Origin of the sequence: Cyanobacterium sp. T60_A2020_053 (assembly GCA_015272165.1) — a bacterium.
In the GTDB taxonomy this organism is placed as follows: domain Bacteria; phylum Cyanobacteriota; class Cyanobacteriia; order Cyanobacteriales; family Cyanobacteriaceae; genus Cyanobacterium.
In genome coordinates, this window is the sequence record JACYMF010000098.1 from 1 (window position 1) to 20,455 (window position 20,455).

Below are 20,455 nucleotides of genomic sequence, written 5' to 3' on the forward strand. Positions count from 1 at the left end.
TCCTGTCATAAAACTTTTTCCTTCATTATAAATCATCCCATAAAAATGCAACGCCATTTTTTCAGTAGCACTAAGGGGAAATTTTTGCTCAATAATCTCCACAATCCCTATGTCATCAATGATTCCAGCTATGATACCTAAATGGTCAAGATTTTCTACTTCCACATTTACTGGAGACATTTCTTCTGCTTAATTTGACAATGACAATTAATTTACCCTATTTTCTGGCTACTTCTACTCTTAATTTCTTGTAATATTTTTGCTTTTTTTTGAAGTATGCGGAAGGTGAGTTTAAATCAAGCCATAGAAGAATAGAGTTGTTGCGAAATAGGTGATAATAGAAAAAACTGACCAAGTGGAGAAAAGTCAAATGTTAAATATTAAACTTGTTGTGAAATAATGCCTTAAAATAGTCGAAAATTTTTCCATATAAGACTTACAGCTACTTTTATATCAAGATCGATCAAATCTATATATAGTAAAGTTTTCAGATGTTTTTCCCTTTATTTTACAACAATTCTATTATTGAACGAAAATTATCAAAATCATGAATATCAGCGCCCCTCACCTCGATCAAATATGGCAGAATACTCTTAATTGGCTACCTAATGAGCAACAAAAAGAATTGTTTGCGCAACTATATCAAGAAATTCTTGCAACTAATCAATATCTTAATCTAACTAGAATTACCACCGTAGAAGAATTTTGGGAAAAAAATTTATGGGATTCCCTAGCGCCCGTCATTCACTTAAATTTTAGTGATAAAAAAGTAATTGATATTGGCACAGGAGGCGGTTTTCCCGGGGTGGTGGGCGCTATCATTTTTAACGATGCTGAATTTTGCTTAATAGATTCTACTACTAAAAAAATTAATTTTATCAATGAATTAGCTATTCAATTAAACTTAAAAAATATCATAACTTTAGTAGAAAGAGCCGAAAATATTGGACAAAATAAACAGTATAGAAATAATTTTGATTATGCCCTAATTCGAGCAGTAGCTGAAACTTCTGTTTGTTTAGAATATACTTTACCTCTATTAAAAAAAGATGGAATAGCAGTTTTATATAGAGGAAATTGGAATGTAGAAGAAGAAAATAAAGCTCAAAAAGTAGCTCATTTATTAGGAGGTAAAATTATTGAAGTAATTAATAAAAATACTCCTTTAAATAACTACACTCGCCATAATATTTATGTGCAAAAAGTGGCTAAAACCTCCAAAGAATATCCTCGCCCAGTGGGTAAACCCGTTAAATATCCTCTCGGTTAAAATCTCCTCTACATTGGTTATGATAAATTATATCTAAAAAAGGTGTCAGGTATTAGGTGAAATGCAAACTATAAATTTATAACAATTGCATTTTTAAAATACTAAAACTATTATATATCAAAAGTTTTATTCGTTATTTATTATTAATTTGTCATAACTACTGTAAAAAAGCCAAAATAATTTTAATAACCCCTACTGAATAATATTTATAGAAGTTTAATCAATAAATTTAGGAAAGGGTTATGGCAGTAATCCATTTTTGAGTTTCAGCACACCAAACAACCATAAAATTTTTTTGATTAATTGTACATAAAGCAGTAGTTTTCCCTTTTTTATTAGCAAATTCTACCTCAAAATAACCGTCTTCATAATCTTCTAAAATTGTTCCCTGTTCTCCTTTTCGCAAACTAAATTCAGGAATATCAACTAATAATTCAATAACATCTAACAATTGAGGTTTATTCATCTTTAAATAATATATAAAGTTGTTAATTGAGCAATATTACTATTATTTTTAACGATCCATCCTGTCCTAACTTTTTCTTTTTGTCCTTCATAGTTTCCTTGTATTTCTAAGTCAATTTGAAATATTCTACCATATTGGTTAGATGTAAGTTCTAGGGCATTAGCCGTTAATGCTTTTCTTTCTATTTGCTGTTTTAGAAATCCATAATTATCTTGAGTATATCCTAAATATTTTTTGAACATATAGGCTTTATCTCCACCATAGGGATGATTAGGATTGAGAGCGTATATTGTGATTTTTTGTAAAGGAATATAAACTTCAGAAACAATATTTTGGAGTTTCATGGAAAAAATGGCTGTAAAAAATATTGATAATATTAAACCAATAAAAATTAATTTTATTGAGAAAATAACTGTAATTTATCTTTAACTTTAAAAATTCCCTGCCTAAAAAGGCTAAATACAATCACTTAAAAATTAGACTTAGTTTAGTTTTAGGGCTTTTATTGCTAAAATTACAATGATATATTAAACAGATTATTGAGTTAGCATGGATATAAAAATTAGTTCTCAATCAATTTTGGATTGGAGTGGAGATATTATCGCGCTGGGTTTATATGCCAATGAAGTAGAGTTAAACGGGGATTTATCATCATTGGATCAAAAATTTGATGGTATTATCAGTGAATTAATTAAAGAGCAAGATTTTAAAGGCAAAGAATCCAGCGCCCTCCACACTAGAATCGGCTCAAAAAGCAGTATCAAAAAAATCATTCTGGTGGGTTTAGGAGAAAAAAAAGACATTACTTTAAATACCTTTAGGATAGCAGGAGGCACTATTGCGCGTTTAGCTAGAGATCAAAAAGGTGTAAATATCGCTCTTTATTTACCTACAGATGACTACGAAGGGGATAAAATTGCTCAAGTTGTCACCGAAGGAATTATTCTGGCACTACATCAAGATAAACGCTTCAAATCAGACAAAGAAGAAAGCAAAATAAGTTTAAATAGCGTTCAATTATTAGGTATTAAAGCTTCAGAATCAGCCATTAGCAAAGGACAAAAAATCGCTGATGGGGTAATTTTAGCCAGAGAATTAGTCAACTCCCCCGCCAATGATATTAACCCTCTCACCATGACGGCAATGGTAGAAAATTTAGCCCAAGAATACGGGTTAGAGTTAACAGTTTTAGAAAAAGAAGACTGCGAAAAATTGGGCATGGGCGCATTTTTAGGGGTTGCCCAAGCCTCCGATTTGCCCCCGAAATTTATTCACCTCGTTTACAAACCTTCAGGCGCCCCTCAACGCAAGTTAGCTATTATTGGTAAAGGTTTAACCTTCGATTCTGGTGGTTTAAATATCAAGGGCGTTGGTAGTGGTATCGAAACCATGAAAATGGATATGGGAGGCGCTGCCGCCACTTTTGGCGCGGCGAAAGCTATTGCCCAACTGAAGCCAGATGTAGAAGTGCATTTCATCAGCGCCGTCACAGAAAATATGATTAGTGGCAAGGCTATGCACCCCGGCGACATTCTCACCGCTTCCAATGGCAAAACCATCGAGGTAAATAATACGGATGCCGAAGGGCGCTTAACCCTCGCTGATGCTTTAGTTTATGCCGATAAATTAGGAGTTGATGCCATGGTGGACTTGGCTACCTTGACGGGCGCTTGTATCGTGGCTTTAGGGGATGATATAGCTGGGTTGTGGACAAGAAATGATGATTTAGCCCAAAAAATTAAAATCGCTGCGGAGGGCGCTGGAGAGCAATTCTGGCAAATGCCCATGGAAACCAAGTATTTTGAAATCATGAAAAGTCCCATCGCTGACATGAAAAATACCGGTAGTCGCTCTGCCGGTTCAATCACCGCCGCGCTATTCTTAGAACAGTTTGTTAAAGATACTCCTTGGGTGCATCTTGATATTGCTGGACCTGTGTGGGGTGATAAACCTAGCGGTGTCAATAATGGCGGTGGTACTGGTTTTGCCGTGCGCACTCTTGTTAATTGGGTTATTGAGAATTAAGGTAATGGACAATTAATTATCTCTTTATTTCTTCCTCCCCTTGCTAAGCAGGGCGTTTTCATTCTCAAAAATGTTAGTTTCTCAAACTAGCCAATAATCTGAAATTCAGAGGTTTTTAACTACTAATAAATCAATTAATAGTAAAAAATCCTCCTGTCTCCCTGTCAACCTGTCTTCTTGTCAAAAACAAATCAATTTTGATCCTGACTTTGAAAACACCCTGCTTGCTAAGGGGAGGCTAGGAAAGGTTGGGGGTGAAGGCAAAGTAGATGAATAATTATTGGTTATTCAAATCTCAACCAAGCGCTTATAGATTAGATTGAAGGAGAAATTTTTGGCACAATACAAGGATTTATTGTAAAACCCTGATGATGCTAGGAATATGCTCAACGGCTTCTAAACGGCGAATTTCTTCGATAGCTTCACGGAAGTTTCCTTCCTTGACATCATGAGTAACAACGACAATTTCCGCCAAGTTATCTTGAAAGCCAATTTGCACCACCGAAGCTAAACTTACCCCAAAATTACCGAATACTGTACCCAAATAACCAATCACCCCCGGCACGTCGGCACAGAGAAAACGAACATAAAAACAAGTCGATATATCTTCACTGGGGGCAATAACGGCTGGGGTGACGGGCGCACTACTTAACAGAGGGTCTAAATTTTCTCCGCAATTACCGCTATGTAATACTCCCACAATATTAAGTAGATCAGCCACAACGGCACTAGCGGTAGGTCCTGAACCAGCGCCCGGTCCGTAAAACATCACCTGTCCAAGAGGTTCACCCTGTACCAAAATAGCGTTATACACCCCATTAACATTAGCGAGGGGATGGGATTTGGGGATTAAGGTGGGGTGAACCCTTAATTCTAGTTGATTCGGTTGTTTTTGGGCAATAGCAAGTAATTTAATGACATAGCCTAATTTTTCCGCATAATCAATGTCACTGCTAGTAATTTTGGTGATACCTTCACAAATTACCGCTTCTCTTGCCACTTGACGATCAAAAGCAAGGGAAGCGAGAATAGCAATTTTATCCCCAGCATCATAGCCTTCCACATCAGCGGTGGGGTCTGCTTCAGCGTAACCTAATTTTTGGGCTTCTGCTAACACTTCCGCAAAATCAGCGCCCTTCTCCGTCATTTCGGTCAAAATGTAGTTAGTTGTGCCGTTAATGATACCGATAATGGTTTCTAGGCGGTTAGCACCGAGGGATTGCTTGAGAGGTTCAATGATGGGAATACCACCACCCACGGCAGCCTCGATTAAGACATAAACCTTCGCTTGTTGGGCGGCAGCAAAAATTTCTTTCCCATATCTGGCGATTACTGCCTTATTAGCTGTGACAACGTGTTTACCGTTTTCGATTGCCTTTAAAATCAAGGTTCGAGCTGGTTCTAAACCGCCGATTAATTCCACCACTATATCAATTTCTGGATCGGTGACAATGGATTCTAAATCCGTGGTGAGGGGCGCTGTTACGATATTTCGGGTTTTATTTAAGGTTCTAACGCCAATTTTTTTGATATTAATTTCCTTTAATAAGGGGTGTCTGCCTTCGGGATTGTTTAATATCTCCGCAGTACCACTCCCCACAGTGCCTAATCCTAGTAAACCGATGTTAAAAGCCACAATGTCTGTCCTTCACAAATTTATCTAACCCCAAATCTTACCAGATTTTTTCCTCAAATTTATTAATTGTCTTCCACTTTGCTGAAAAACCGGTTTGTCAAAAGAGTAAAAGGCAAAGGGGGCGTTGCATTTTTATGGGATGATTTATAATGAAGGAAAAAGTTTTATGACAGGAGGACAAAAATTTGATAGTGTGGATAAATTCATGATGTTTGAGGTCTAAATCCATGAGAAGAGATCTCAAATAATCTAAACCATAGCGAAAAATACTCTTTGCTCTTCGACCATGATTTTTGATTTTTAAACGAGTCTGTTCATGTAGCCATTCTCCCCTCAAAATTGCCCAACACAGAGCTAAACTCATTAAAGCAAATAATTTACTCAATCGGTCTTGCTCATTGAAATGGGTGGACTCTAAATTAAAACCTGATGTTACGCAGGGGAGTAATAGAAGAGGTATGATAAAAAAATGAACAAACAACTGATGGAACTTTATAGCGATTATTTAACTGACGTTACGCACAATCAACATTGAAATACTAATTTTTCGTTCCCATTTAACCTCTGAAACTATTTATTAATATCTCGTTTGATGCGTAATATCAGTTATTCATTATTCATTATCAGTTGTTTTTTGCCCTTTTGATGATTAAAACTCCTTTGTAATAATTGAAATTGTTGGGTTAAATACTCCACGTTAACCCCTTCCTTGCCATAGCGCCAGCGCACGTAACCGTCAGCAATGAGAATAATAATATCAACTTGCTCCGGTTGTAAAAATTCTCTTAACCTGTCAGCATATTCTCTAGGGGTTTGTGCTTTATGTTTAGGATAGCCTTTGGTTGTTAGAAAATCGAGGGTTTGTTGGTATAACTTCGCCATAGGTGGTAATTGTGACAGGCGCTGACGATAAAGCATTTTTTGGGCAAAACTAAACCCTAACCAACCCAAAAAGGCAAGAATAATTAAACCAAAAGCGCCCACCAAAAAACCAATAAAACCACCGGTTAAAAAGCGCCAGAGACGGAATAACCAAGGCGATGATAAAAAATCAGAGATACTATCAACAATTTTCTCAAAAAAGATCGTGATAAAAGCAGTAATGGGTGATGGCAACCAACTAGCTACCCAATCCCACAATTGTCCTAAAATGCCAAATGTATTATCATCATCTACCGAAGGAGGAATAATTTCATTACCCGGAATTGGATCAAAATAATACCAACCATATTCAGGAAAATAAACCTCAGTCATGGCATAAGCATCGGTATTATGAACAATATAGTAACCCGTAAAAGGATTAAATTGACCCGGTGCAAAACCCACGACGAGGCGCGCTGGAATGCCAATGGAGCGTAACATAAGAGTGTAAACAGTGGAAAAATGATCGGGATAACCGCCCTCAAATTTGGTTAAAAAAGCAGTGGCTAAATCTTCTCCTTCTGCTAAAGGGGGAATATCACCGTTAATAAAATAATTTTGTTTGATAGCTTGAGCTAAATATAAGGCTTTGTCGTAGTTAGAATTTAACTCCCGATTGGCTTTACTCAATAACTCTTGAGTTTTTTGGCTGATTATTTCTTGACTTTCTTCGGGAATCTGCAAATAATATTTGCTGATGGAATCAGGATAGTTATTGCCAGTTTGAGATAATTCCGTTTGGTTACGTTTTGGAACTTTTGATACTACGGTATAGGTTAAACCTTCAATTAAACCAGCAGGAGACCTTAAACTATCTTCGGTATCCTGTACGATTTGATCTGTAGGAAAGTAAAGAAAACGGGGATTAGGTAATAAAGGAATAATATTCGGTAAATCGGAAACCACGGTAAAAGTTTGGATAACTCCTTCCGTGTCGGCTTTGATGTCAGGGATAGCGAAGTTAAATTGATAATTCCAAGGATTACGATCTACTTCGAGGATTTGATTTTCCCTTGATATTTCCCACCCTGTACCATTATATTGATCAAACGCCATGGCGCGCCAAAAACCGGGCGCTTGAGAGCGAATCCTTAACACAATTTTGCGGTTAGTCATGCTACCGCGCAGATTTTGGTTAATTTTAGTATTAAAACCATAATAAAAGGTATCGTCAACTTGCCCAGCGCCCCTCCCCTCGTCATCACCACCCATGACGTTATCATTTCCTCCTGTGCCACTGCCATTTTCTCCCTCACGGTTATAACCGGGGTTAACAATACCTCCCCCAGCTTCTGCTTGACTAAAATCGAGGTTTTCTAAGGCTTCAGGGGCGCTAACCGGAAAAGTTTGCAGTTGATAACCCGGATAACGAGGCATAATAGCAAAAATAATTAAACCGATAACCACGGTGATGGAGATAAAAGCCGTAATTTTTTTCGGTGCGAGGGACGAATTTTTTAAGCCATTACCTTTTTTTTGAGAAGATTTGTACTCATTTTCATAGATAGGTAAACCCATGCGAGAGCGATAATCCAGAATCATTGCTGGAATAGCGATGAGGAGAAACAGCAACAGCCAAGGAGCAAAAGCCACCGTTTGTGATAGAGTACCAGCTACCCCCATTAAAATTAAACCAATTACCATGGAGTAACCTAAGTCTTTACGACGCGGTAAATCGAAGCTATGTAAAACCTGTAGTTGTACTAAAAATCCTGCTAAAACGAGGCGATTATCAAATAAACTGCGCACTAAATTTCCTAAAAAGAAAAATAGGGTAGCAATCATCGTCATGGCGAGAATGAATTTGAGGGCAATATTTTTTTTCTTTCTCCGGCGCCAACTGACAATAGCGCCCGTCACACTTAGGGGTATCGCCCAAATACTCATAGGAAAATCTGTCACCGCCGCCACATCGGTGGCAATTACCCCCACAATTACCATTAATTGTACCAACACCCGCAACAAAATTGATTCCTCGGTGAGGGGCGCTGGTAACGCCTTTATTTGACTGATAATCTCTTCAAACCGCAATACTTGCTTCAATTTCTCCATCATTATCGCCTTACTAACAAGTATGTATATCCTATCAATTGTAAAAAATGGGTTGAATACTATTCAACCCCTACCATAAAACAAAAATTATGGCTTACTTTAATTATTTTTTACTTTTGCCTAAAAAACCCAATACCCCAAAGCTAATAATACCTAAAACCAGAGAAGGTTCAGGAGTAGTCAGACTATTACTGGCAGATAAAGTAATATTATCAAAATGATGAAATGGGGCTTGTTGAATCCAACTCACAGATAACAGATTATCAAACCCTGTAAAATTAAAAGTCTGAAATCCTCTGGTGCTATCGTCAGTAACACCAACACCATCAAGAGTAAAACTTTGATTTACAGTGGAAGAATCTGCCTTTGTACCAGTAAAATTAACAGGCGCACCTCCCGTCGTATTTAACTGATCCAAATCGATAGACAGTAAATCAAATGCACTGCCATCATCCTTAGTTAATGTTGCCTCCCCATTGACATTGTTATCGAAAAAGGAAACTGAGCCTTGGTATCGGGGAGTATCTTGGGCATTAACAGAAAAGAAATTGGAGTTATTGGGATTACTTGTAACTAAAGTAAAGCCATCCTCACTGTAGGATGCGCCCTCATTCGTCAAACCAGCAGAATCATTACGCAAGGCTTCAAAGTCAATAACGAAACTAGCGCCCTCCGCCTTAGCCATCACACCAAACACAGAAAGAGACGTTAACAAAGCTAGAGAATAGCTGAAAGCCTTATATTTGCAGGGGGGGGGTAAACTTAGCGATTTTTTTCATGGTATTTTTATGGTTAATCAATAAAAATATTGTAGTATGAATTATTTAAAATGATTGATAAAATATAATTGAGTAAACGACAATTTGCCCCAAAATTTAATATTTTTTCTTTTATGTCACAACTTCAGCAATTAAAATCATCTGTTTATGATTCATTAAATGAATTATCAGAAGCTAATTTGAAACTTACTTATAAATTTATCAATGACTTAACAGAAAAAGAAGAAGCCACCAAAGAATTATTAGCTATTCCTGATTTATTAGAAGATATTGAGTTAGCAAAACAAGATATTGCCAATGAAGAATTAACACATTGGCGAGAAGTAAGAAACGATGTATAAAGTTTGATAGATTTGATTATCAGTGTAAAAATTGAGGTAAAAGCCCTAAATACTGTGACAAGATGTCAATTTTAAGTTAAAAAATACTACAATAAAGATCAAAAAAAGATGTAGAAATGAACTTAAATCAACCATTAGGATCAGTTATTCAAGGCTCATTGAGCGAAGGATTAGAAGTAAGATTACATCCCGATATTTCCGTAGAAGAAATGAGAGTCGGTAAATTTTTGGTAGTGCAGGGCAAAAGAGCCAAATTTTTCTGTCTCTTAACCGATGTTTCTCTAGGTACTTCTACCCCCCGTATTTTTACTCATCCTCCCGATCCTAACGATGATTTTTGGACAGAAGTTTTAGCTGGTAGCGACACTTACGGCACCGTAGAAATAGCGCCCATGCTCATGTTGACGGCGGATTCCGTGGATGAATACGAAAAAGGCGCCCTTCCCCGTGAAGATTTACCGTCATTTGATACAGATTTAAAACTATTACCCGTTAAAACTATTCCTAGCCATTTCAGTCAGGTTTATGAATCCACCGAAAGAGATTTTAGATCGGTTTTTGGTTGGGAAAATGATCCTTATAAGCGCAATTTTGCCATCGGTCAACCTTTAGATATGGATGTACCAATCTGTTTAGATTTAGATCGATTTGTGGAACGAAGTAACGGTATTTTCGGCAAATCTGGTACAGGAAAATCTTTTTTAACAAGACTATTAATATCGGGCATCATCCGTAAAGAAGCCGCCGTTAACTTGATGTTTGATATGCACTCGGAATACGGTTGGGAAGCCGTCAGCGAAGCCAAAGGCATGAATACCGTCAAGGGTTTAAAACAATTATTCCATGATCAAGTAGAAATTTACACTTTAGATGCCAAATCCACCCATCGGCGCGGAGTAAATAACGCCCGTGAATTGTATTTGAGTTATAACCAAATTGACATTGAAGATTTACGCCTTGTTAGTCAAGAGTTGGGTTTATCGGAAGCGAGTATCGATAATGCCAATATCCTTGCTTCTGAATTTGGCAAAGATTGGATTTATCAGTTAATCAATATGACTAATGAGGATATTGAGCTTTTTTGTAACGAAAAACAAGGACATAAAGGCTCAATTATGGCGTTACAAAGAAAGTTAAAACGTTTAGAAAATTTAAAGTATATTCGTTCTGCTTCTCCCCATAATTATATCGATGAAATTCTCAAAACTTTAGATGGTGGCAGACACATTGTCATCGAATTTGGTTCTCAGAGTAATATGCTTTCTTATATGTTGGTGACAAATATGATTACTCGTCGTATTCACCGAGAATACGTCAAAAAAGCAGAGCGTTTTTTGCAGTCTAAAAATGTCCTTGATAAACCGCGCCCGTTGGTAATTACCATTGAAGAAGCGCACCGTTTCCTTGATTCTAAAATCGTTAATCAAACTATTTTTGGCACAATAGCGCGGGAAATGCGGAAATATTTTGTTACCTTGTTAGTAGTAGATCAGCGCCCTTCGGGTATTGATAACGAAGTCATGTCACAAGTAGGTACTAGAATTACTTGTTTACTTAATGATGATAAAGATATTGATGCGATTTTTACTGGGGTGTCGGGCGCTAGTGGTTTAAGATCAGTATTAGCCAAGCTAGATTCTAAACAACAGGCGCTGGTTTTAGGTCATGCTGTGCCGATGCCAGTGGTGGTGCGCACGCGCGCCTATGATCAACAATTTTACAGCGAAATTGGCGATGCGGATTATCGGGCGCTGAGTGATGAAGAATTATTATTAGAGGCAGAAACTGCCAAAGCTGACTTAGGGTTTTAAATAATAAATAGGGTCTGCTGAAAAAGTCTTCATCAATGATATTTACTGATATGATGAAAATTAATGAAATAAGTAGGACAACTCTTGTAATTTTGAACCTAAATTAGCACCTGTGCGCCCAGTAAAAATCCACACCACAGAACGTATGGCATCTCGAAAAATACGCAAATTTGACTCAGTAATATTCACATCTGAAACTGAAACAGTAGTGTAAGCAATTCCCCTACTACCAAAGACAAAATAAGCAATAGTTTTGGCTCTTTCCATGTGAAAAGCTGAGGTAATTAAATATACATGATTAATATTATTTTCCTTAAAAATATCTACTAAAGTAGTAAAATTTGTGACGGTATCTGTCGCTTTTAAATCCCAATTAACACGATCTAAATTAATACCTTGTTCTTCAAAGATTTTTTTGGATTCTTTAACAGGAATACCACTAGAAATCCAAATAGGTAAATTAGGATGATTTTGGGCAAATTGAGCAGTATAAATTTCTCGGTTATTCCCCCCCCCCAACATAAAAATTGCTTGTGGTTTAGGATTGAGGAGACGGGCGCTGGTTAATCTCATGGGAATAAAACCGATAATTAGTAGTAAGATAACTAAATTAAATATTAACCAAAACTTCTTTTTTTCATTGACAAACAACATAATTTTTCTTTGTTAATACTAAAACAATTAACTATTTATCGAAGAATCAAGGGTTTAAAACTACGTTTTTTAATAAGTGAGCAAATTTAATGGTAGTCCAAGCTATCTTTAAATTTACCTTTACCGTTTTGACTATTTTTGACTGATGATTTATAGTCGCTTTAAATAATTAATAATTAACGGCAATAAAACCCATATCAATAGATTTATAGATAACAAAATTAATCCCTTCTAAAATAACATCAAAATTATAAAAATGGTGAACACTATGGGAAGGTATTGCCCCTTGCAATTCTAGCTTAAAAAAATTACTCTTTTTACCCTTCTTTTTTTGACGAATTTTGACAATAACTTTTTGAGTTTTACGATTAGAGTATAACACCTCCCCCCGAATAGAAAAATAATCCACTGAAGAAGCGCCCTCCACCATTTGCGAGGGGGGAATCACCCCCATAATTTGTAAATGTAATTGATTGCTGTCTTTCACACCATGAGGATATACTAACCAACGGTGAATACTATTGAAATCCACATGATTTTTCACACTGGCAATAGCTCTAGGTAGTACGACAGTATTAAATTGCTGTTGAGAGCGAGTAACCATGATTCCCCTCGTGAATTTATCGATAGGGGTATATTGCGCTTCCATAACACCCAGCGCCCGATACTGTTTAGGATGATAGGGTGGCGGAATAAGATCACAAACAGGATCAAAATCGAGACAAAATTGAGTAGCATGGGAAGGAGATAGGCTGTCAAGATTCACTCTAATTACGAATTAAAAATTATTGCACTTAATAAAAGGATAACTGTTTTCTGATGAGCAAACCAAACACCGCCCAATTATTGATTAAATGCCTAGAAAATGAGGGGGTAAAATATATTTTTGGACTCCCCGGCGAGGAAAACTTATATCTTCTTGAGGCGCTGAGAGATTCACCTATTCAGTTTATCACCGTGCGCCACGAACAAGGCGCTGCTTTCATGGCGGATGTTTATGGGCGCTTGACAGGAAAAGCCGGAGTATGTCTTTCTACTTTAGGCCCCGGTGCGACAAATTTAATGACAGGAGTGGCAGATGCTAATCTTGACGGCGCCCCTCTTGTGGCAATTACAGGGCAGGTTGGCACCGATAGAATGCACATCGAATCCCATCAATACCTCGATTTAGTAGCTATGTTTGCCCCGGTGACGAAGTGGAATAAACAAATCGTGCGCCCGGGTATTACTCCCGAAGTGGTGCGCAAGGCTTTTAAGGTAGCACAAAAAGAAAAACCGGGCGCGGTGCATATTGATTTACCCGAAAATATCGCTGGGATGGAAGCGGAAGGAAAACCGTTATCGAAAGATACCCAAGAAAAAATTTATGCTTCTCTCAAAAGTATCAACGAAGCGGCGCGCCTCATCGCTAACAGTAAAAATCCGCTAATTCTTGCTGGAAATGGTATTATTCGGGCAAATGCTTCGGAGGCTTTGAGTGAATTTGCCACTCGTTTAAATATCCCTGTGGCGAATACTTTTATGGGGAAGGGCGCTATACCATATACCCATCCTCTCTCATTATGGACGGTAGGGCTACAGCAAAGGGATTTTATTACCTGCGGTTTTGAACAAGCAGACTTAATCATCGCTGTGGGTTATGATTTAATTGAATATTCCCCGAAAAAGTGGAATCCTCAAGGAGACATCCCCATTATTCATATTGGTGCTGAATCGGCTGAAATTGATAGTAGTTATATCCCCCAAGTGGAAATTATCGGCGATATTGCCGATGCCTTACAGGAAATTAGTCGCCGTTGCGATCGCACTAATAAAACAGAACCTTTTGCTTTATCTCTGCGCCCTTCTATCAAAGCAGATTATGAGCAATATGGCAATGATACTGGTTTTCCTATTAAACCGCAAAAAATTATTTATGATTTGCGACAGGTGATGGGCGCTGAAGATATAGTTATTTGTGATGTGGGCGCCCATAAAATGTGGATGGCGCGTCATTATCACTGTGAAGCCCCGAACACTTGTATTATTTCTAATGGTTTCGCCGCCATGGGAATTGCTATGCCGGGGGCGCTGGCTGCTAAATTGATTTATCCTGATAAAAAAGTAGTAGCGGTGACAGGGGATGGAGGTTTTATGATGAATTGTCAGGAGTTGGAAACGGCGGTGCGCGCTAAAACTGCTTTTGTCACTTTGATTTTTAATGATGGCGGTTACGGTTTAATTGGTTGGAAGCAAACCAATCAATTTGGGGTATCTAGCTACATTGAGTTTAATAACCCCGATTTTGTCAAATTTGCGGAAAGCATGGGTTTAAAGGGCTATAGAGTCAACTCTGCTGACGATTTAATCCCTACCCTGAAGACTGCTTTAGCTCAAAATATTCCTGCGGTAATTGATTGCCCTGTAGATTATGCCGAAAATTTGCGTTTTTCAGAAAAAGCAGGGGATTTAAGTTGCCCCATTTAATAATTGATAATGGATAATTGATAATTGATAATGGATAATTTACGAACCAATGATTAAGTATTAAAACTTCATAATTCATAACTCATAATTCATTGTCGATAAATGCTTTCAATTTTTCTAAGCTAGAAGAATCTTTTATGGATGGTTTAAATCTATTTAAAAATTCCTTATTTATTTTAGAAAAATTATTATGATGAGTTGATTTTGTTGCTAAAGAAAATAAAGTATTTAATTGTGACTCTAACGCAGAATTATCAATATCATGGGGATAAATAAACTCACAAAAATTAACATCAAAACCAACATTAACAGCGCCCTTCCTCTCCCATAAAGTTAAAATATGTTCCACAGAAACCAATTTTAATCTTCCCTGATAAATAGCTTCAGTAACAGCTAAAGGCAACCATGAAGCAGGATATTTACCCAACCATTTAATCAAGATAATTTGTAAATTTTCAAGGCTTTTCTCAAAATGGTAATACTGCAATAAAATAACAGTTTTTTGAATCTCATCAATATTTGCAGTGCTAATTTGATCCATTAAATTTACCATTTGCCTTTATGCTTTTAACAAGGTTAAATTTATCACAAAATTCACCATGTCTTCACCAGTATTATACCTAGCTATTACTAATCATGGTTTTGGTCATGCTGTGCGCATCGCCTCTGTTGCCAACGCCATACAAAAATTAAATCCTAACATACTGCTTATTGTAGTTACCAGCGCCCCCCGTTGGCTACTAGAATCATACATCGAAGGAGACTTTATTTATCGCCCTCGCACCTTTGATATTGGCGTAATTCAAACCGATAGCATCACAATGAATCTTAGTGCGACTAGAGAAAAAATGATGGAATTAAAATACAGGGAAGCCCAAATTATTGCTTCAGAAGTGGAATTTATCCATATCAATCAAGTTAACCTAATTTTAGCTGACATACCGGCTATGGTGACAAAAATCGCTGAAAAAGCAGGGATTCCCTGTTGGATGATGAGTAACTTCGGCTGGGATTATATTTATCGCCCTTGGGGGGAAGATTTTGCGGAAATTGTCTCATGGTTAGAGTCATGTTACGGGAAGTGCGCTAGATTATTTCGCTTACCAATGAGTGAAGAAATGGCAAGTTTTCCTCACCAAGAAGATGTAGGATTAACTGGCGGAAATCCGCGCTATACAGAAACAGAAATTAGGACAAAATTTAACCTTAATTCCCCTTCTGAAAAAACTGCATTATTAACCTTTGGTGGTTTAGGATTACAGTCGATTCCCTATGAAAATTTAACTCGTTTTAGTGATTGGCAATTTATTAGTTTTGATCAAAATGCCCCAGATTTACCTAACTTAATTAAAATAAAAGACCGTTATTTTCGACCAGTGGACTTTATGCATTATTGTGGCAGAATTATCTCTAAACCCGGTTTTAGCACTTTTTCCGAAGCCATGCGCCTCAATCTACCTCTAACTATTCTCAACCGTGAAGGTTTTGCGGAAACCCCATTATTAATAGAAGGATTAAAACAATATAGTTATCATCAAATCCTTGATAATCAGGATTTTTTTGAGGGAAATTGGTCATTTTTAACAGAAGACTTAACTCCACCTCAAAGTAATCAAAAAATTAAAAAAGACGGCACAGAAACCATCGCCCAAGAAGTTATTAAATTTCTTATTCCTAATTAAAAATTTTCAATATAATCATATATCAAAGAGCCTAAAACTTGAAGATAATTTTTATCATTTTGGCTAAGTGTTTCTTGAGATAAAATATTATTAATTCGTTGTTGAATAACGTTTAACATCAATTTTGTTTGATAACTTAGAAATAAATCAATCAAAATAATCTTAGTTCAATTTATTGAACGTAATCTCGTTGGTTCCGTGTAATTTATTACACGGTGGGGAAGTAAGGAAGATATAATCTTTCAAGAACTAATTATCCGAACTTGATATAATTCTTTTTTATTATTAAATAGGGTGAGGGAGAAAGTTATTAATAAATTGAAGATTATTATTATCTTTATTTTTTACAGCAGTTTTCATTTCCTTAAACCACACTTTAGATTATTACAAATATTATCTTTGCGTCTTTGCGCCTTTGCGAGACACAAAAAACGTGGTTTATTCATTTGAAATGCGCTGTAAACAAGTTGTCATTTTGCTAAGTCTCCTTATAGAACTACAATATTAATACAGATTAAATATGAATGAATATCTAAATTTAATCAATGAATTTGCCCAAATTATTCCACTTATTTCCCATAGTAAAGTAGGAAAAAAACTGCCTAATCATCTTTATATTCATACCAGCGCCCTCCCCGCACTCCATGAGGATATACAAAAGTTTGAACAAAAAGTAAGACAACATTTTAAATTGAAGAATGATTTTACATTGGTTAAATTTAATCTTCAGGAAGCAAAACTATCCTATCTTTATTATCCTGAATTTGACATCAATCCTCACCCCAGCATCAGTAAAAGTATTTTAGTTAACTTATCTGAAAATACCATTAAAACATACGAATATAATCAAAGTGAAAACCCTGCCATTTTACATCGCAAAGAAACCTTTGTTACCTCTGATTATCCCCATTATCAAAAATTTGCTTACTTAACTAATATTGAAGAAAAAATAGGCTTATTAGACAACTCTCGTTATATAGGGACTCAACAAAAATGGCAACAATTATTACAAGATCATAACCTTAGTTTTATTGATCATAACTTAGTATGTCATTTGAGTCAAAACCCCACTAATTTGATAGAAATTGACCGTCATCGTGCTGCTATTGTCCGAAAAAATATTTCTCGCCCCGTTAAATTAGCTCTTGAAGCACAATTATTTCAACCTGAATCGACATTTTTTGACTATGGTTGTGGTCATGGTGAAGATATTAAATTTATAGCAGAAAAAGGTTATCAAAGTGATGGCTGGGATCCATATTATCAGCCTAAAAATCCTTTTAAAAAAGCAGATATTGTTAACTTAGGTTATGTGATTAATGTGATCGAAAATTTACAAGAAAGACGAGAATCTTTACTCAAAGCATGGTCATTAACTGAAGATATTTTAATCGTTTCTGCCCAAGTATTAGTTGATGATCGTCAACTGGGTTTAATGCCATACGGTGACGGCATTATTACAGAAAGAAATACTTTTCAAAAATACTATTTACAAGACGAGTTAAAAAACTATATTGAACAAATTCTAAAAACTGAACCTGTTGCCGGAGGATTAGGGGTGTATTTTGTCTTTCGAGATGAAACTAAAGCCCACAATTTTCGAGCCTCTCGTTTTCATTCTAACCTCAGCGCCCCTCGCATCTACAAACCTCTCAAAAACTTTGCTGATTACCAAGAATTATTAACGCCTCTCATGGATTTTTACATCCAAAGGGGTCGATTACCGATAAAAGGTGAAATTTCTCAAGAAGATGCCATTAAAGCTGAATTTGGTACATTTAAAAGGGCTTTCAGAGTGATTTTACAGGTGACTAATGATACTGAATGGGAACGTATTGAAGACTGTCGTCGCCAAGAAATTTTATTGTATCTTGCCCTTAGTCGTTTCACCCAGCGCCCTTCGGTGCGCAAATTATCTTCTGAATTAAAAGCGGATATAAAAGCGTTATTTGGTAATTATCAAGTGGCGTGTTTTTTAGCCGATGAAATGTTAATTAGTTTACGAAATTTAGAGTTAATTAAAAAATTGTGTCAAACTTGTGAAGTTGGTAAAGTATTCGACCGTAGTTTTTTAATTCATCATTCTGTATTAGATCAATTACCCACTTTATTAAGGTTATATGAAAGTTGCGCTAGTCGAGTGGTAGGGGCGCTGGAGGGCGCTAATTTAATTAGATTTTATTTCGATGTTGCTCAAATTGGTTATTTATACGCTCCTAATTTTAATACAGAAAAAGAACCGATGATTAAAACTATTATGACTATTAATTTAAAAGATTTAAGAGTACAATATCAAAATTTTAATAATACCGACAAAGCTCCTAAAATTACTTGTAAATCTAGTTTACAATAATTTAATTATTGGCGTTCCTGAATCAAGGTATGATGTAGGGAAACAAAGAGTAAAGTGAAAAGAAATGAAATTTTCAGAATGTGGCTCTGAGCATATAAAGAAAAAAAACTTGCTCGAAAAGTGACGGATGAGGGATAAAACCCCTCCACAAAAAATCCAGCGCCCTCCACCCTTCCTTAAAAACCAGCGCCCTCCACCATTGGCATTTGGTGCATGAACGAACAAAACACCAGCCGAAGTAGGTGAACCACTTAACATAACATTAAGAGTGTCAGTTTGTGTAACAGTATATGTACTGAACTTGTTATGTAAATTTTTGATAAAGTTAACGAAAATTTCCTTAGTCACTTTACTAACATTGACAAGGTACAAGGTAAAGTTCACAATGGAAAGAGAAAACCTGTCCATAACCGTCAAAAAGTATCAACTATGACTTATTAAGACAGCAAAAACCGTTATTTTCATCTAGTTATATTGAAATTGTTAAGGTATAAAAATGGCTCAACCAGCTTGTGAATATAAACCCGGTTTAGAAGGAGTACCTGTGGCACAATCTAGCATTAGTTTTGTGGACGGTCAACAAGGGATATTGAAATATAGAGGCATAAATATTGAAGAATTAGCGACAAAAAGTACCTTTTTAGAAACTGCTTTCCTCTTAATTTGGGGGCGTTTACCGAATAAAGAAGAATTAGACCAATTTCAAGCAGATATTAATAATCATCGTCGCATCAAATATCACATTCGGGACATGATGAAGTGTTTTCCCGAAAGTGGACACCCCATGGATGCCTTACAAACTTCGGCGGCGGCTTTGGGTTTATTTTACTCCCGCCGTGCCTTAGATAAGGAAGAATATATTAGAGATGCGGTAGTTAGATTATTAGCAAAAATTCCCACCATGGTAGCTGCTTTCTCACAAATGCGTGAAGGCAATGATGCGGTTAAACCCAATGATAATTTAAACTATTCTGCTAATTTTTTGTATATGTTAACGGAAAAAGAACCCGAGCCGTTGGAGGCGAGAATTTTTGATGTGTGTCTGATGCTTCATGCTGAACATACCATGAATGCTTCTACTTTTTCTGCTATGGTGACGGCTTCTACTTTAACTGATCCTTATGCGGTGGTGGCTTCTGCCGTAGGCACTTTAGCTGGACCTCTCCATGGGGGCGCTAATGAGGAGGTATTGACTATGTTAGAGGAAATCGGTAGCGTGGAAAACGTGCGCCCTTACATAGAGAATTGCATTGCCAACAAAAAGAAAATAATGGGTTTTGGTCATCGAGTTTATAAGGTGAAGGATCCGCGCGCTAAGATATTACAACAGTTAGCGGAGCGACTTTTTGAGTTGACAGGGCATGATGAATATTATGATATTGCCCTCGAAGTGGAAAAGGTTGTCACTGAACATTTGGGACATAAGGGGATATACGCTAATGTTGATTTTTATTCAGGTTTAGTCTATAAAAAATTAGGTATTGAACGTGATTTGTTTACACCTATGTTTGCTATTTCTAGGGTAGCAGGGTGGTTGGCTCATTGGCGCGAACAGTTGGCAGTAAATCGTATTTTTCGACCAACTCAAGTCTATATTGGCGAAAAAGAAGGGGTTTATATACCGATGGAAGGGCGCTGAATTATTAATTAATTATTACCCTACCCCCAACCTCTCTCCCATAGCAGGGGATATTCAAAGTCAGGTACAAAATTGATTTGTTTAGCAGGGGAGTATTTTTCGATGTATAAGTTACAATCGATGTAAAATTGCAATTATTAAAATATATTTATGAATAATCCAGCGCCCTCCACCGAAACATCACCCATCACTGAAACATCAGAAACCAAAAATCAAGAAGCCAAAGATAGCTATGTTAAATTAGCCATGCGTAACATGGTAAAAAAGAAGAATCAATCTTTAAAACACTTCTTTTTAACTACCATTGGCTTGATGACTTTTTTCATTGGTATTTCCTATCTCACTCGATAAAATACTGAT

17 protein-coding genes and 1 pseudogene are annotated in these 20,455 nt (G+C 36.5%); 9 read left to right on the top strand and 9 right to left on the bottom strand.

All coding sequences use genetic code 11. The features are described 5' to 3' along the window. Window positions 1-90: 90 nt before the first annotated feature. A pseudogene (locus IGQ45_12975) lies at window positions 91-180 on the bottom strand (DUF4277 domain-containing protein). Between the two features lie 367 nt (window positions 181-547). Here IGQ45_12975 and rsmG point away from each other — a divergent pair. Continuing rightward, on the top strand, window positions 548-1,270 hold the full coding sequence (rsmG, locus tag IGQ45_12980; GenBank protein MBF2058092.1) for a 16S rRNA (guanine(527)-N(7))-methyltransferase RsmG: 723 nt from the start codon (window positions 548-550) through the stop codon (window positions 1,268-1,270). Window positions 1,271-1,499: 229 nt separating this feature from the next. On the opposite strand, the gene IGQ45_12985 is transcribed toward rsmG, so the two are convergent. After that, entirely contained in the window at window positions 1,500-1,736 is a 237-nt protein-coding gene (locus tag IGQ45_12985) for a DUF4926 domain-containing protein (protein ID MBF2058093.1), read from the bottom strand. Between the two features lie 2 nt (window positions 1,737-1,738). After that, entirely contained in the window at window positions 1,739-2,080 is a 342-nt protein-coding gene (locus IGQ45_12990) for a hypothetical protein (GenBank protein ID MBF2058094.1), read from the bottom strand. 205 nt (window positions 2,081-2,285) lie between these two features. On the opposite strand from IGQ45_12990, the gene IGQ45_12995 reads away from it, so the two are divergent. After that, window positions 2,286-3,761 (top strand): leucyl aminopeptidase, encoded by a 1,476-nt coding sequence (locus IGQ45_12995; protein ID MBF2058095.1) that lies wholly within the window; start codon window positions 2,286-2,288, stop codon window positions 3,759-3,761. Window positions 3,762-4,113: 352 nt separating this feature from the next. Here IGQ45_12995 and IGQ45_13000 read toward each other — a convergent pair whose 3' ends face one another. The 3 genes from IGQ45_13000 to IGQ45_13010 form a co-directional block, all read right to left on the bottom strand. After that, entirely contained in the window at window positions 4,114-5,397 is a 1,284-nt protein-coding gene (locus tag IGQ45_13000; protein MBF2058096.1) for a homoserine dehydrogenase, read from the bottom strand. A 606-nt stretch (window positions 5,398-6,003) separates the two neighbouring features. Then, entirely contained in the window at window positions 6,004-8,370 is a 2,367-nt protein-coding gene (locus IGQ45_13005) for a DUF3488 domain-containing protein (GenBank protein ID MBF2058097.1), read from the bottom strand. A 103-nt stretch (window positions 8,371-8,473) separates the two neighbouring features. Beyond that, window positions 8,474-9,085 carry a PEP-CTERM sorting domain-containing protein gene (locus IGQ45_13010; protein MBF2058098.1) on the bottom strand — a complete coding sequence of 204 codons (612 nt, stop codon included), beginning with the start codon at window positions 9,083-9,085 and terminating at the stop codon, window positions 8,474-8,476. A 177-nt stretch (window positions 9,086-9,262) separates the two neighbouring features. Here IGQ45_13010 and IGQ45_13015 point away from each other — a divergent pair, with 177 nt between their 5' ends. Both IGQ45_13015 and IGQ45_13020 read left to right on the top strand, forming a co-directional pair. Next, entirely contained in the window at window positions 9,263-9,490 is a 228-nt protein-coding gene (locus tag IGQ45_13015; GenBank protein ID MBF2058099.1) for a hypothetical protein, read from the top strand. Between the two features lie 116 nt (window positions 9,491-9,606). Next, complete coding sequence (locus IGQ45_13020; protein ID MBF2058100.1) at window positions 9,607-11,301, top strand: DUF87 domain-containing protein; 1,695 nt, start codon at window positions 9,607-9,609, stop codon at window positions 11,299-11,301. Window positions 11,302-11,361: 60 nt separating this feature from the next. Here the strand turns inward: IGQ45_13020 and IGQ45_13025 are convergent, their stop codons facing one another. Together IGQ45_13025 and IGQ45_13030 are read right to left on the bottom strand one after the other, a co-directional pair. Beyond that, on the bottom strand, window positions 11,362-11,955 hold the full coding sequence (locus IGQ45_13025) for a YdcF family protein (GenBank protein MBF2058101.1): 594 nt from the start codon (window positions 11,953-11,955) through the stop codon (window positions 11,362-11,364). 169 nt (window positions 11,956-12,124) lie between these two features. Then, a complete protein-coding gene (locus IGQ45_13030) occupies window positions 12,125-12,649 on the bottom strand; it encodes a 2-dehydropantoate 2-reductase (GenBank protein ID MBF2058102.1) in 525 nt (174 codons plus the stop codon). Window positions 12,650-12,774: 125 nt separating this feature from the next. On the opposite strand from IGQ45_13030, the gene IGQ45_13035 reads away from it, so the two are divergent. Continuing rightward, window positions 12,775-14,421, top strand: a complete 1,647-nt coding sequence (locus IGQ45_13035; GenBank protein MBF2058103.1) for an acetolactate synthase large subunit — start codon at window positions 12,775-12,777, stop codon at window positions 14,419-14,421. Between the two features lie 82 nt (window positions 14,422-14,503). Here IGQ45_13035 and IGQ45_13040 read toward each other — a convergent pair whose 3' ends face one another. Continuing rightward, window positions 14,504-14,962: a hypothetical protein gene (locus tag IGQ45_13040; GenBank protein MBF2058104.1), complete on the bottom strand. Its 459-nt coding sequence runs from the start codon at window positions 14,960-14,962 to the stop codon at window positions 14,504-14,506. Window positions 14,963-15,020: 58 nt separating this feature from the next. Between IGQ45_13040 and IGQ45_13045 the strand changes: the two genes are divergently transcribed. The 4 genes from IGQ45_13045 (at window position 15,021) to IGQ45_13060 (ending at window position 20,446) form a co-directional block, all read left to right on the top strand. Next, window positions 15,021-16,103, top strand: coding sequence for a glycosyl transferase (locus tag IGQ45_13045; GenBank protein ID MBF2058105.1), 1,083 nt, complete (start codon window positions 15,021-15,023; stop codon window positions 16,101-16,103). 520 nt (window positions 16,104-16,623) lie between these two features. Further along, entirely contained in the window at window positions 16,624-18,456 is a 1,833-nt protein-coding gene (locus IGQ45_13050) for a DNA phosphorothioation-associated putative methyltransferase (protein ID MBF2058106.1), read from the top strand. A 496-nt stretch (window positions 18,457-18,952) separates the two neighbouring features. Further along, window positions 18,953-20,095: a citrate synthase gene (locus IGQ45_13055; protein MBF2058107.1), complete on the top strand. Its 1,143-nt coding sequence runs from the start codon at window positions 18,953-18,955 to the stop codon at window positions 20,093-20,095. A gap of 150 nt (window positions 20,096-20,245) precedes the next feature. Next, window positions 20,246-20,446 carry a DUF3285 domain-containing protein gene (locus IGQ45_13060; protein MBF2058108.1) on the top strand — a complete coding sequence of 67 codons (201 nt, stop codon included), beginning with the start codon at window positions 20,246-20,248 and terminating at the stop codon, window positions 20,444-20,446. Window positions 20,447-20,455: the final 9 nt, after the last annotated feature.

What these genes read in the sequence shown, in the direction of transcription:
- rsmG (MBF2058092.1), top strand. Translation starts at nt 548, where the DNA reads ATGAATATCAGCGCCCCTCACCTCGATCAAATATGGCAGAATACTCTT.
- IGQ45_12985 (MBF2058093.1), bottom strand. Translation starts at nt 1,736, where the DNA reads ATGAATAAACCTCAATTGTTAGATGTTATTGAATTATTAGTTGATATT.
- IGQ45_12990 (MBF2058094.1), bottom strand. Translation starts at nt 2,080, where the DNA reads ATGAAACTCCAAAATATTGTTTCTGAAGTTTATATTCCTTTACAAAAA.
- IGQ45_12995 (MBF2058095.1), top strand. Translation starts at nt 2,286, where the DNA reads ATGGATATAAAAATTAGTTCTCAATCAATTTTGGATTGGAGTGGAGAT.
- IGQ45_13005 (MBF2058097.1), bottom strand. Translation starts at nt 8,370, where the DNA reads ATGGAGAAATTGAAGCAAGTATTGCGGTTTGAAGAGATTATCAGTCAA.
- IGQ45_13015 (MBF2058099.1), top strand. Translation starts at nt 9,263, where the DNA reads ATGTCACAACTTCAGCAATTAAAATCATCTGTTTATGATTCATTAAAT.
- IGQ45_13020 (MBF2058100.1), top strand. Translation starts at nt 9,607, where the DNA reads ATGAACTTAAATCAACCATTAGGATCAGTTATTCAAGGCTCATTGAGC.
- IGQ45_13025 (MBF2058101.1), bottom strand. Translation starts at nt 11,955, where the DNA reads ATGTTGTTTGTCAATGAAAAAAAGAAGTTTTGGTTAATATTTAATTTA.
- IGQ45_13035 (MBF2058103.1), top strand. Translation starts at nt 12,775, where the DNA reads ATGAGCAAACCAAACACCGCCCAATTATTGATTAAATGCCTAGAAAAT.
- IGQ45_13040 (MBF2058104.1), bottom strand. Translation starts at nt 14,962, where the DNA reads ATGGATCAAATTAGCACTGCAAATATTGATGAGATTCAAAAAACTGTT.
- IGQ45_13045 (MBF2058105.1), top strand. Translation starts at nt 15,021, where the DNA reads ATGTCTTCACCAGTATTATACCTAGCTATTACTAATCATGGTTTTGGT.
- IGQ45_13050 (MBF2058106.1), top strand. Translation starts at nt 16,624, where the DNA reads ATGAATGAATATCTAAATTTAATCAATGAATTTGCCCAAATTATTCCA.
- IGQ45_13055 (MBF2058107.1), top strand. Translation starts at nt 18,953, where the DNA reads ATGGCTCAACCAGCTTGTGAATATAAACCCGGTTTAGAAGGAGTACCT.
- IGQ45_13060 (MBF2058108.1), top strand. Translation starts at nt 20,246, where the DNA reads ATGAATAATCCAGCGCCCTCCACCGAAACATCACCCATCACTGAAACA.